Raw genomic sequence first — 12583 nt, 5'->3', positions numbered from 1 at the left:
AAATGAGCGTATTTTTTAAAGCTGTGGCACGTACTGTTTCTCGGCTATCGCCACTAGCTGTCAGCAGGAAAAGACTGTATACATTAATAATAGGAATCCAAGCGATATAGGCTACATCTGCAAAACCATTTGTTTTAGACGTCATAAAATAAATTAGTGCACTAATAATATAGGCGATTAAACCTAAAGCAAGAGCTGCTAAAATAAATATAATAAATAAACCACCCATGGCTGCATCAAAATCATTGTAATAATACGAATCATTATAGTTCATCAGTAAAACCTCCTTTCATAAAAAAAATACCTCCTAATAATAACAATCCTAAAGTGGTAAATCTACAACAATTTTTATAAGATACTTAGTGAAAATCGCACAAATGTACTAGGACATTCGCTTTTTCTAAAATGTTGATGATGATTTTTTGAGTAGTAAATGCAAAAATGCAAAAAATATCCTTTATGGAAAGAGTATGCTAGTTTTGGAGAATTATTTTTAGCGAATTGTGTTTTTCAATGTTTCCCCTATAGAAAACATTACTATCCTATGATGGAGGGGGTTCATAAAATGCAAAAAAAATCACCTTACGTTAAAGTGAGGTGATTTTTTCGACTGAATTAAATAAATTTAGCAATATGCTCTAGCTCGATACGAGAAGAATTGTAAGCAGGAGCGGCAGCCTTGCCAATGGCGATTAAAATAATAGGTACAATATGATCGGCTAATTCAAAGCGTTTTGCGAAGGCTTCTTTATTAAATCCACCCATCGGAACGGTATCATAACCCATATCTTTTGCTAATAGCATGATTTGCATGGAAATCAGACCTGCATCGAATGTCACGATATTTTTTAAAACTTCTTGTGGAAGCTGAGAATACAAGTTTATAGAGTTATTGATCATTAAATCCCTTGTTGCTTCATTGATATAGCCTAGATCAAAATTTTTTGTATAGATAGCCTCTGCATTCTCGTACATTTTTGTATCACCTAAAACGGCAATAATAGCGGAGGAAGTTTCAACCTGTTCTTGATTGTTGGCAATAGCACGTAGCTCTTTTTTTGTTGCCTCGTCTTGAATGACTAAAAAGCGCCAAGGCTGCATGTTACTAGAGGATGGAGCAGACGTTGCTTCTGTAAGCAATTGTTCTAATTGTTCTTGAGGAATTTTATAATTTTCATCGTATTTGCGAACAGATTTACGGTCATGCATAATTTTATTTAGATAACTTTTAGTCACTGTCATAATTCCTATCTCCTTCGTTTGTGTAATGCATTTTTTACTATACGATAAAGGGATTGATTTTCCAAGTGAATTGCTTGAATTTGAGAATCTTGAATTCAATAACTCTGTGATTTCTTCCCATTGCTATAATTAGCGCTAAGGTTTAAAGTTCTCGATCGTATGTTCGGAATATATGTTCCCTTTTACGAGATAATGTGTTACATTAATAAGGAAAAATAGAGAGAGAGAAGGAGTGGAAGTAATTTATGCAAGGGAATACCCATATTGTTGGGGGCATCACTGCAAGTCTTGCCTTTGCACAGTTTTCAAATGATAACCCACTTATCTTAGTAGGTGCAGGTGTTATCGGAGCATTACTTCCAGATATATGTCATAGAGGTAGTAAAATTGGTCGAACTTTTCCTATCATAGCGAAACTTGTCAATACTGTGTTTGGGCATCGTTCCTTTACACATAGCTTACTTTTTCTATTGTTAGTGATGTTGATATTACATACGTTGATTCCTTATAGAGCCATTTCTATTGGAGTTATTGTTGGGATGGCAAGTCATATTGTGCTTGATATGTGCACTAAGAAGGGAGTTAAACTATTTTTCCCCGCGTCTGTATCCATTCGTTTTCCACTGACGACGAAAACTGGTAGTAAGGTGGAGGGGATCGTGCTTATGTTATTGTCAATGCTGTCCATCTATTTGAGCTATGAATTGATTGCAAGATTTATTTATTCTATATAAATAAGGAGAGCCCCAGTATAAATTTACTGGGGCTTCATCATATTAGTCAGCTTGAACCTCTTCCACTGTTTGCTCTACCTCGGCACGTGTCATTTTTTCACGACCTTCTTGCATAGCCTTTAAAGTTTTATGAGCTAGGGCAAGTGGTAAACGACAGAACAATAGAATTGTTCGTTTATTAATATCTTTCATATATAGATCTGCTTTAGCTAAATTTTCTTCAGCATAGGCAAATAAATCCTCACGTGTCCAACCTTCGGGAACAAAGCTAACCCCACGTTCATCTAAATCCTCATGTTGATTTCGTAAGATGTTGACGGCCTGAAGCCCTCGACCATAGCCAATCGCTAACTCACGATCCGTTTTAACGTCTGCACCCCACGCCCAAAGCTCAGACAACATCGTCCCTACAAGCCCTGCCACGTAGTATGTATAGTCATCTAAATCCTCACGTGTACGTACTTGCCAATTGGCCTTAGCCCATTTCGCCATACCAAAAGCCATTTCACTTGTAGAAGCTTGGACAATTTTGCGTGATTCTTCCGGGCAAAACGTTAGCCAATCTGCTAAACGCAGTGTTACTTCAGGCAGCTGATCAGCATATGGAGCTAATAATGCTTGATAAGCCTCTTCATTAAATGATTCTTTTAATAATTCACTCGTTGTTGTTAGTAAATCAAATTTCACATCATTTGAAAGCTCTTCATGATCTTCAATTTCATCAATGGCACGCATAGCTAAATAGGCAGCAGCTACTGATACTTTTAAATCATTTTTTAAAAAAGTAATCGGTATATAAAACGTGCGGCTTGTATCTTTTAAAACCTGCATCGCTTCTTTGTAAAGTCTTTTTTGATCTTTCACTCGTATTCCTCCGTTCAAATGGTTCCACATCTATAGTATATCGTATCGTAAAAATAGGGAAAGATAAAACAGATTGTTCATTTTTAAAGCGATATTCTTTGAAAACGTTTACTAAAAATGATATAGTTTAATAGTAAACTATTTAAATCTATACCTTTTATGTGGTCAGAAAGTATAGATTTATGTTAGTACAACATACATGTCAAAGAGAGGAAGTTGAAAGAAATGGGACGTTTAAATAATAAAATTGCTATGATTACTGGTGGAGCTTCTGGTATGGGCGCAGCGATGGCTAAATTGTTTGCACAAGAGGGCGCTACAGTAATTGCAGCTGATATTAATGAAGAAAACCTAGCAAAAATTTCTGAGGTAGACAATGTAGAGGGAATGAAATTAGATGTTTCTTCTGACGAAAACTGGGCAGAAGTAACAAAAGCGATTGTCGACAAATATGGTCGTATTGATATTTTAATTAACAATGCTGGTATTTCATCTGAAAAGGGTCCCGATCAAATTACACAATCCGATTGGTCACTTATGCATAATATCAACGCTTTTGGTCCATTCCTCGGTATTAAACATGCGTCTAATTATATGAAGGAAGCGGGAAAAGGCTCTATTGTAAATACATCGTCTTACACAGCGATTATAGGCGCAGGATTCAATGCTTACACAGCTTCTAAAGGATCTTTACGTGCTATAGCTCGTGCAGCTGCGTCAGAACTAGGTGCGTTCAATGTTCGTGTCAATACTGTTTTCCCAGGCGTTATTGAGACACCAATGACGGCTAAATTATCAGAAGCAAAAGAAGCGATGGACATGCTAGTAAGAGCGACACCAATGGGTCGTTTAGGTCAACCTGAAGAAGTGGCGAATGCTATCTTATTTTTAGCATCAGATGAGGCTTCTTATATCACAGGTGCGGAGCTTGTTATTGATGGTGGTTATTCAGCTCGTTAATAAAACATGTATGATGAAAGTGGAAATGCCTGCTCAAGCAGTGCATTTTCACTTTTTTTGTTTTTCTAGTAGAATGATGATAAAGCTATAGAAATTCGTCAAAAAACAGCTGTCCATTAGAAATATTTTGATATTTTTCGTGATTTTTTCATGAAAGTTTACGAAGTTATTGCACAATCATTTCAACAGCGTTAAAGTTTAGAAAGGGCGAAAATGTCATAACACGATTTTGGGGGATTGTACTAAGCATTTAGCTTTTGAATGAACGAATGTATTGGTCAGGATTTTGGCACAAAAAACTCCTTGCAAAATCCATGACACCAAAGAGGCATTATGGTCGTAATTGCCTGAATCATCGCGTAAACCGTCATAGGAAGTTACGTAATAAACACAAAGGAGAATTGTATGCCAAAGGCTATAGGTATTGATGCAGGTGGCACATTAACGAAGGTTGCCTATTTAGATCAAAACAATGAACTTGTTTTAACAACCTTTCCGTCTAATGATTTGCAATCTGTGAAATCTTGGATTATTGATCATCCAGATATTGAGGATATTGGTGTTACGGGGGGACGTACAGAACAATTACTTGATGTCATTAAAACAATGAAATCGATTCATTATATAGTGGAATTTGAAGCAACATTAAAGGGTGTCCGATTTTTATTAAATAAAGAAGGGTACTTTTTTGAGCGTAGTATGATTACGAATATTGGAACAGGTACCTCCATTCATTACATGGAAGACAATACCCATATTCGCGTTGGAGGGACAGGCGTTGGTGGTGGGACATTAATAGGTTTGTCAGCGCTTACAACAGGCATTACAGATTATAATGAAATACGAGAAATGGCTGCCAATGGCAATCGTGAAAGTATTGATTTATTGGTGAAGGATATATATCAAGGGATGGATACACCAATTGATGGTCATTTAACTGCTAGTAATTTTGGAAAAGTGGGTATAACTCAGTCAATGAAGCATCCCGCTGAAGATATTATTGCGACCGTACAGGGACTTGTTGGTGAAGTCATCACAACACTCAGTATTCAATATGCAGAAGAGAAAAATGTTCAGCATATTGTTTATATTGGTTCAACACTTAGTAATAATGATCATCTTGCCCGAGTAATTGCCAATTATACACGCACAAAGAAACATACACCTGTCTTTATTAACGATCATGGCTTTTCAGGGGCAGTCGGAGCATTGCTTAATATAACGGAATATACAATTGTCTAGAGACAGATGAGAATGAACATGACTAACGTAGATTAGTCATGTTCATTTTTTTTACAATTAGCGAAGAAACTTACCTACATTAAAACGTCTCTAGCTGAACAAATTACATGTAGGAGGTGAAGTTACGTGGGCAAGCGTAATAATCGAAACAACAGTAAAACAATGAATATGAGAACGCATAATCCATTTGGTACCTACAAAAGCAAAGACCTCGATCGCAGTAATAGCAATAATAACAATCCGAATGACAACCTGAACGAAGAGTTTGCAGCAGAATTTGATGCGAAGGCCAAAAATAAAGATAATAAAACGAATCATGATAAAAACCAACAGTCTAATAAAACAAAATAGCGGGGGTATGGAACATGGCAAAAAAGAGTAAAACAAGCTTTAAAAAGAAAAAGAAGGAAGATACACATAAAAAGAATGATCGTGAGGAATATTCAGCAGAATTTAACCAAGTCATTCATAATAATCCTCAACAGCCAAAACAATAAATCAAGTTGCTCCAAATCATTTGGAGCACTTATTTTTTGCATTATTAGCCTCTTCATACAGTAAGGAGAGATGGAAGTGAAAAAATTTATTGTCATGCTTGGACTTCTTTTTGTAAGTCATTCTCTACCGCTTCCTATGTCGACTGCACATGCACAACAAGAAGTGCCTGCCTATGCAAAATGGGGACAACTAGCCATCAAAGAGGTAAAGTCGAAATATCCTACTGCTCAAATTGTAGATTATTTGCATGAAGGCAAAGAAGTACATGGATTGTCAACAATTGAGAAATTTAAGCTTTGGCTCAAGCAACCTGACAAGGAATTTGGTGTCCATGTAAAAATTAGCTATTTAACCGCAACGCAAGAAGTGGAGAAAATTGAATTTCAAGAAAGTTCTTCATAAAAAGAGGATGCCTAATTTTAGGCATCCTTGTACTTTATCCTTCTAGCTTATGAATAAACTCACGCATTAATCCTGGTAAATCTGGCCATGCATGCCCACTTACTAAATTGCCATCTGTATGGAGGTTGGCATCAATATAAGTTGCTCCTGCTACTTGCACCTCTGGCTTGCAGGCAATATAGGCAGTAAGCTCTCGTCCTTTTAACACTTCAGGAATGGTCGCGAAAATTTGTGCTGCGTGACAAACTGCTGCAATCGGTTTGTTCGTTTCAAAGAAGTGGCTCACTAATGCTGGCACATGCTCATTTAAGCGAATATATTCTGGCGCACGCCCACCTGGAAGTATGAGTCCATCAAATTGTGTTGGATCAACATCTGCAAAAGAAGTATGTGCCTCTAAACCATAGGCAGGACGCTCGATGTATGTATCGACGCCTTCGACGAAATCGTGTAATACAGTTTGTAATTTTTTTGCTGAAGGTGCTGCAATTGTGACATCATAGCCTGCTTCTAGACAACGATAATAAGGATAAAAAACCTCTAAAGCCTCTACTGCATCTCCTGCTAATATTAAAACTTTTTTCCCCATCATTCCATCTCCTTTACATAGTGAATCTACTAGCTTTATTCGACATATGCAAAAAATTTCCTGCTAACCTTTCGAAATGACAGACTTTACAAAGAAAAAAAGGAAGCGTATAGTATTTATTTAGCTAGGTAAATATTTTTTAGGAGGTAGAATCATGAATCCCATATTCCATGCTTTATTCCAAAAAAGCCGGTATTTAACCAACTGCTTAAATGAAGTGTTGAAGCAGCATCAATTATATAGCTCACAATGGACTATTTTATATTGCCTACATAAAAACGGCCCTATGACGTTAACGCAAATTTGGAAATATTTAAATGTAGAAGCGCCAAGTATCACAAGAGCTATTACACGACTTGAGGCGTTAGGCTGGGTCCAACGATTAGATGGAGTGGATAAGCGAGAAAAAATTGTGACCTTAACTGCACAAGCTGTGGAACGTTTACCAGCAATCACAGCAACCATTTTAGCATTTGAGGAAGAAATGGTGGGTTCACTAACTGCCGAGGAACAGCAACAATTTATTAAGTTACTGGAAAAAATGAAAGGTTGATTAACATGCAGCAAGAAGAAAATACACAAATATGGACGAAGCGCTTCATCAGTCTCTTTTTAACAAATATCTCGGTATTTTTTGTTTTTTATGGACTGGTAACGACTTTGCCACTTTATGCCATAGGTGAGCTCCATCAGACAGATAAGGAAGCGGGACTATTATTGTCAGGCTTTTTATTATCAGCCATTATTGTACGTCCGTTTTCAGGGAAACTACTAGATGTATTTGGTAAGAAGAAATTGCTAGTCCTATCGATCGTGGGCTATTTTATTTGTACTGTCTTATATTTATTCGTACATCCATTTGGACTTTTACTAGGTCTTCGCTTTATTCAAGGGATTTTCTTTAGTATTATTACTACAGCTGCAGGGTCATTAGCAGCAGATATTGTTCCCGCTAAACGAAAAGGTGCAGGCTTAGGCTATTTTACAATGTCTACAAATCTAGCTGTCGTAATAGGGCCATTTATTGGCTTACTATTAATACAATACAGCACGTTTAATGTATTATTCATTGTCATGAGTATTTGTATTTTAGCAGGAGGTATTTTAGCATTAACGGTCAATACCGATGATTTACCGAAACCTGACCATGAAGGGAAATTAACCTTTAAATTTAATGATCTATTTGAACGGAAGGCACTCCCAGTAGCAGCAATTGCTAGCTTAGTGGCATTTTCTTATGCAAGTGTCTTATCTTTTTTATCGGTCTATGCACAGCAAAAGGATTTAATGGCTGTAGCTAGTCTCTTTTATGCTGTGTTTGCGGCAGCCATGCTTATTACACGACCATTTACAGGAAAACTCTATGATACAAAGGGACCGCAATTTGTGATTATTCCAGGTATCATTTCTTTTGCCATCGGACTGGTCATGCTCGCATTTGTAGAAGGTCCCGTGTTATTTTTATGTGCAGCCATTTTTGTAGGCTTTGGCTACGGCTCTGTGACGACAAGCTTGCAGGCATTAGCCGTGCAATCAACAGCTATTCAGCGTAGTGGATACGCAACCGCTACTTACTTTACAATGTTTGACCTTGGTATTGCCCTAGGCTCGTATATTTTAGGAATGGTAGCCGTACAAGCAGGCTATGCATCTGTCTATTTATCAGGCGCATGCTTACTTGGCGTTGTCTTTATTATTTATTTAATCCGTTTAGCTAAAATAAAACCAAAAAAAGTGATCAATCTATAAAAAAACAGTTGGGGGAGTCCCAACTGTTTTTTCATGTTGTTGCAATAAGAAATGTTACTAGCAGTAAAAGAACGTTTAGCAAGGCGAGGGGTAGATTTCCGTTCCGCCAGCGTCCTTTCCAGGGCGCGTCCGATGAGCCGCTTCACTCACTTGCGTTCGCTCCAGGGTCTCATCTGTGACGCTAATCCCCTAGGAGTGGCGCTGGCTCCACTCCAATCAACATGCAGCACAAATGTCAATTATTCTAGAAGAGTGGGCACATTTATTTTAACTGTACAACCTTTGCTAAAATTTTGACTTTTTATTATTTCAAACGTCCATATCCTACGAAATGCTTCTTCCAATACGTGCTATTAATGTTGGCTACACTCACACCACTATTACTCGCATTAATCATTTGATTATTACCAATATAAATACCTGCGTGTGAGATGCCTGCCTTATATGTATTTGCAAAAAACACGATATCTCCGATTTGAGGGGTACTTACTTTTTTAGCTGTCTGATAAAAACCGGCAGCGGTTTTGCGTGGAGTTGAAATACCAGCCTGATTAAAGACATAGGTAATATATCCAGAACAGTCAAAGCCTGTACTTGGCTTTGCTCCACCGAAAGTATATTTAACACCGAGTTGCTGTTTAGCTACCTGTAGTAGCTTGGATGTCGTGTTCGATACTGAGGATAGTTGTTTATTGATTGTCAACTTTTGTCCAACATAAATCGTGGAAGACGATAAATGGTTGGCGTTCATTAATGTTTGATAGGAAATACCGTGTTGCGTGGCAATCTTCCATAAAGAATCGCCGGACTGAACGGTATAGGTTGCAGCTGATGCTGATTCTACTGTTGAAAAAAGTACGGATGAGCTTAATGCCAATGCCGCTAACTTCATGCCCCATCTATACTTTTTAATGCTCTTCATGCTTTAATTCCTCCTACAAAGTTACAATTTGATACGAATTTTATTATAACATTGTAGTATTACAGATGGATGTCAATTAAATAACAATGTAGAGTCGTTTTTAGAGTGAGATACTGTTTTTTCTAATTCTCTAGGGCATTCGTAGGGTAGAATTACCAATTGCATATATGTTCTATCTTGGCAATTTGAAAAATATGCTATCATCAGATGGAACATTTTTGTTGGTATGAAAAGGGAATTGGTGGTCAAATATGGTATAATAGAGAGGTAACTAGATAGAGGTTTCATGGGCGGTTGGCACAATTTTAACCTATCTCATTCAACTTATTGAAGAGAAAGGAGTTGATGCCAATGACTATTTTTGAAGCAATAATGGTTTCTATAAGTTTCTCAACACTTATAGTTTCGGTCATTGCATTGTCATTTACTTTTACACAAAAAAAGTAAACCGCCCCGGCCTCGCAAGCTGTGAGTAGGTTTACTTCTTTTCTCATTGCAAATCGCCTTTGAAGCGATTCATCTTGTTACAAAGGCCATTTGGTGCTGACACACCGAATGGTCTTATTAAATTTATATACTTCTTCACTAAGAATTATAACATAGGTATATGGTGTTTTTCAAATAGTGTAAAATTTAATTCGTTTGGACTTACATAACAAAATGTATTCTTAGACCAATAACCTAGATAGCGGAATGTTAATAGTGAGAGAAAAGGAGAGCTGCATATACAAGCTCTCCATTCAATTTAATGAAGATTCTTCTGTAAAAACGCTTTTGTGCGGTCGTTTTGTGGGTTGGTAAAGAAGTTGTCTGGGTGACCGGTTTCGATAATGTCTCCACCATCCATAAAGACAACCTTGTTGGCTACTTCTTTGGCAAAGCCCATTTCATGAGTAACGACAATCATTGTCATTTGGTCTTCTGCCAAGCTTTTCATGACTTTTAAGACTTCGCCCGTTAGTTCAGGATCTAAGGCTGAAGTTGGTTCATCAAATAATAGTAATTGAGGATTCAACATCAAGGCACGGGCAATTGCAACACGTTGTTTTTGACCACCGGAAAGATTGGCAGGGTAGGCGTTTGCTTTGTCGGAAAGCCCAATTTTTTTCAGCAAATCTAGACAACGGCTCGTAATGGCTTCAGACGACTCAGTTTTTAATAAGCGCGGGGCCATTTCGAGATTTTGCTGAACTGTTAGATGGGGGAATAGGTTAAAGTGTTGAAAGACCATGCCCATTTTAGCTGTTATCGTTTTAATGTCCTGTGGTTTAGCATATTTTCCATTTCGCACAAGATAATCACCATCAACTAAAATACTCCCTCCCTCAATTTCTTCCAAATAAATTAAGCTCCGAAGCATTGTGCTTTTCCCAGATCCCGATGGACCAATGACAGCAATGACATCGTTTTTCTCAACTGTAAATGTAATTTGTTTTAAAACCTCCACCTGATCGAAGGATTTTTTCAAGTTTGTTACTTCCATCAATGCCATTTGTGTCACCTCTATTCAAATTTAAAGCGTTTTTCTAGCCCTTTAAAGAACATTGTTAAGACAAGAGTCATAACTAAGTAAATAGCGCCAGCGATAAAGAAAGGCATAATTGTGAAATCACGATTCACGGCGGTTTGTGCAAAATGCAGTAATTCTGGAACTGCTACTGCATAGAGCAGGGCTGTATCCTTTATGAGTGTAACTGATTCGTTGGATAAAGCTGGTAAAGCAACGCGGAACATTTGTGGCAAAATGACACGTGTTGTTGTGTGCCATTTAGATAAGCCGAGTACCTGTGCTGCCTCATATTGTCCTTTATCAATAGCTAGAAGACCACCACGGAATATTTCTGCGAAGTAGGCAGCATAATTTAAAATAAAGCCGAGACAAGCGGCTACAAATCGATCGAGCACTAAATATTCACCGATTACTGGTAGCATAGGTAAACCGAAACAAATTAATAATAATTGTAGTAAAAGTGGTGTACCACGCATGATATATATATACGTATGTGCAAGCCATGCGAGTGGTTTAATGCGACTTTTTACCGCAAGAGTTAGTAAAAAGCCTAATGGAATCGATACCACAATAGCGATAATAAACAGTAAAACCGTCATTTTCGCACCTTCTAGCATCGGCCATATCATAGTTTGCCAGTAATCCGCCATAACGATGTCCCTCCAAAAAGAGTAAGAGTTTCACTAAGGAAACTCTTACAGATGTTGTATCATGTCCTTACTTTAATACTTTATCTTCACCAAACCATTTTGTTGAAATGTCAGCTGACGTACCGTCCTCATTCATTTTGTCTAATGCGGCCTGTAGTTTTTCCAACAATGCTTCATTGCCTGGCTTCACACCAATTCCGTATTGTTCAGGTGCCAGTGATTCCTCTAATAATTTGAATGTATCAGGCTCCTGTGTCATGTAATATTCTGCAACAACAGCATCAATGACAACGGCATCAATACGGCCTGTTTTTAAATCGGATAAAGCTAAAACGTTATCTGCAAACTCTGTAATTTGTTTTACTTCTTTGTGAATTGGGTGACCGTTTAATGCATCGGATGCAGAAGAAAGGGATTGGATTCCGACTTCTTGTCCAGCTAAATCACTTAGTTTAGAAATCTTTGAATCTGCTTTAGTCATAACAACTTGTGCGTTTTCGAGATAGGGCTTTGTAAATAATACTTTTTCTTTGCGCTCATCTGTAATGGTATAACCGTTCCAAATTAAATCAATACGTCCACTAAGTAATTCAGCCTCTTTTGTTTTCCAATCGATTGGTTGGAATTCTGCTTCGACACCCATATGATCAGCCGCTGCTCGTGCTAAATCAATATCGAACCCAACGATGTCATTTTTATCATCTCGGAAGCCCATAGGTGCAAATTTATCGTCAATACCAATAATAATCTTTTCTTGATCAGCAGTTGTTTCGTCTTTTCCTGCTTTGTTATCTTTCGATGAACCACATGCTGCTAAAACAATGACTGCTGTTAGCATCATGAATAAAGTTATTATACGTTTCATTCGTGTTTCCCCCTATAATCTATCACTTTCACTCGCTAAACTACTAATGTGTTAAAGGATATCACCGTGTTTAATCAATGTCAATATCGTTTTGGATTAATCAGAAAATTAGCTGCATGTTCTAGCATTTTTTATAAAAAAGTTGACATTCATAAAAAACGTGAATTGGGGGATAGTAATTATTTGAGTAAACGGGAAAAAGAAAAGGGGACTGATCATGAAGGACAGTCCCCTGAAATGGTGTTAGCTATTTTTGCTTTGGATCGCTTTTCGTGCTAATGCATCAGCTGCTTTGTTTTGTGAATCAGGCACCCATTTGATAAAGAATAAATCAAAGTTTGTGGAGAGTGCTAAAG

Annotated in this window: 16 protein-coding genes and 2 pseudogenes; 9 read left to right on the top strand and 9 right to left on the bottom strand. The window is 37.5% G+C overall.

What is annotated here, in order from left to right; genetic code table 11:
• Nucleotides 1-274 (bottom strand): annotated as a pseudogene (locus RT445_RS20370) (hypothetical protein); the annotation flags it as partial.
• 341 nt (nt 275-615) lie between these two features.
• Nucleotides 616-1242, bottom strand: coding sequence for a nitroreductase family protein (locus RT445_RS20365; protein WP_274796533.1), 627 nt, complete (start codon nt 1240-1242; stop codon nt 616-618).
• 245 nt (nt 1243-1487) lie between these two features.
• On the opposite strand from RT445_RS20365, the gene RT445_RS20360 reads away from it, so the two are divergent.
• Nucleotides 1488-1976, top strand: a complete 489-nt coding sequence (locus tag RT445_RS20360; RefSeq protein WP_312507116.1) for a metal-dependent hydrolase — start codon at nt 1488-1490, stop codon at nt 1974-1976.
• Nucleotides 1977-2018: 42 nt separating this feature from the next.
• Here the strand turns inward: RT445_RS20360 and RT445_RS20355 are convergent, their stop codons facing one another.
• The gene (locus RT445_RS20355) at nt 2019-2840 is read right to left on the bottom strand and encodes a squalene/phytoene synthase family protein (RefSeq protein ID WP_274796536.1); all 822 of its coding nucleotides are present in this window, start codon (nt 2838-2840) and stop codon (nt 2019-2021) included.
• Between the two features lie 225 nt (nt 2841-3065).
• Between RT445_RS20355 and RT445_RS20350 the strand changes: the two genes are divergently transcribed.
• The 5 genes from RT445_RS20350 (at nt 3066) to RT445_RS20330 (ending at nt 5942) form a co-directional block, all read left to right on the top strand.
• The gene (locus RT445_RS20350) at nt 3066-3800 is read left to right on the top strand and encodes an SDR family NAD(P)-dependent oxidoreductase (RefSeq protein WP_274796537.1); all 735 of its coding nucleotides are present in this window, start codon (nt 3066-3068) and stop codon (nt 3798-3800) included.
• A gap of 405 nt (nt 3801-4205) precedes the next feature.
• Nucleotides 4206-5042 carry a type II pantothenate kinase gene (gene coaW / locus RT445_RS20345; RefSeq protein WP_274796538.1) on the top strand — a complete coding sequence of 279 codons (837 nt, stop codon included), beginning with the start codon at nt 4206-4208 and terminating at the stop codon, nt 5040-5042.
• A 126-nt stretch (nt 5043-5168) separates the two neighbouring features.
• Nucleotides 5169-5393: a hypothetical protein gene (locus RT445_RS20340; RefSeq protein WP_274796539.1), complete on the top strand. Its 225-nt coding sequence runs from the start codon at nt 5169-5171 to the stop codon at nt 5391-5393.
• Nucleotides 5394-5407: 14 nt separating this feature from the next.
• Complete coding sequence (locus RT445_RS20335; RefSeq protein ID WP_274796540.1) at nt 5408-5539, top strand: hypothetical protein; 132 nt, start codon at nt 5408-5410, stop codon at nt 5537-5539.
• A 76-nt stretch (nt 5540-5615) separates the two neighbouring features.
• Nucleotides 5616-5942, top strand: coding sequence for a DUF3889 domain-containing protein (locus RT445_RS20330; RefSeq protein WP_312507114.1), 327 nt, complete (start codon nt 5616-5618; stop codon nt 5940-5942).
• A gap of 34 nt (nt 5943-5976) precedes the next feature.
• Here RT445_RS20330 and RT445_RS20325 read toward each other — a convergent pair whose 3' ends face one another.
• A complete protein-coding gene (locus RT445_RS20325) occupies nt 5977-6531 on the bottom strand; it encodes a DJ-1/PfpI family protein (protein WP_274796542.1) in 555 nt (184 codons plus the stop codon).
• Nucleotides 6532-6685: 154 nt separating this feature from the next.
• On the opposite strand from RT445_RS20325, the gene RT445_RS20320 reads away from it, so the two are divergent.
• Entirely contained in the window at nt 6686-7084 is a 399-nt protein-coding gene (locus tag RT445_RS20320; protein WP_274796544.1) for a MarR family winged helix-turn-helix transcriptional regulator, read from the top strand.
• 5 nt (nt 7085-7089) lie between these two features.
• On the top strand, nt 7090-8280 hold the full coding sequence (locus RT445_RS20315; protein ID WP_313471437.1) for an MFS transporter: 1191 nt from the start codon (nt 7090-7092) through the stop codon (nt 8278-8280).
• Between the two features lie 304 nt (nt 8281-8584).
• Here the strand turns inward: RT445_RS20315 and RT445_RS20310 are convergent, their stop codons facing one another.
• On the bottom strand, nt 8585-9202 hold the full coding sequence (locus RT445_RS20310) for a C40 family peptidase (protein ID WP_313471435.1): 618 nt from the start codon (nt 9200-9202) through the stop codon (nt 8585-8587).
• Nucleotides 9203-9547: 345 nt separating this feature from the next.
• On the opposite strand from RT445_RS20310, the gene RT445_RS23720 reads away from it, so the two are divergent.
• Nucleotides 9548-9649 (top strand): putative holin-like toxin, encoded by a 102-nt coding sequence (locus RT445_RS23720; RefSeq protein WP_396631770.1) that lies wholly within the window; start codon nt 9548-9550, stop codon nt 9647-9649.
• 298 nt (nt 9650-9947) lie between these two features.
• Here RT445_RS23720 and RT445_RS20305 read toward each other — a convergent pair whose 3' ends face one another.
• From RT445_RS20305 to rnhA, 4 genes and pseudogenes are all read right to left on the bottom strand, one after another.
• A complete protein-coding gene (locus RT445_RS20305; RefSeq protein WP_274796550.1) occupies nt 9948-10694 on the bottom strand; it encodes an amino acid ABC transporter ATP-binding protein in 747 nt (248 codons plus the stop codon).
• Nucleotides 10695-10705: 11 nt separating this feature from the next.
• Nucleotides 10706-11362 (bottom strand): amino acid ABC transporter permease, encoded by a 657-nt coding sequence (locus tag RT445_RS20300; protein ID WP_274796551.1) that lies wholly within the window; start codon nt 11360-11362, stop codon nt 10706-10708.
• Between the two features lie 67 nt (nt 11363-11429).
• Complete coding sequence (locus RT445_RS20295) at nt 11430-12227, bottom strand: amino acid ABC transporter substrate-binding protein (RefSeq protein WP_274796552.1); 798 nt, start codon at nt 12225-12227, stop codon at nt 11430-11432.
• A 243-nt stretch (nt 12228-12470) separates the two neighbouring features.
• A pseudogene (gene rnhA, locus RT445_RS20290) lies at nt 12471-12583 on the bottom strand (ribonuclease HI); the annotation flags it as partial.

This window comes from Lysinibacillus sp., from assembly GCF_032093475.1.
In the GTDB taxonomy this organism is placed as follows: Bacteria; Bacillota; Bacilli; order Bacillales_A; family Planococcaceae; genus Lysinibacillus; species Lysinibacillus irui.
Note: the sequence above shows the minus strand (reverse complement) of the source record. Positions and strands in the feature narration are given on the sequence as shown.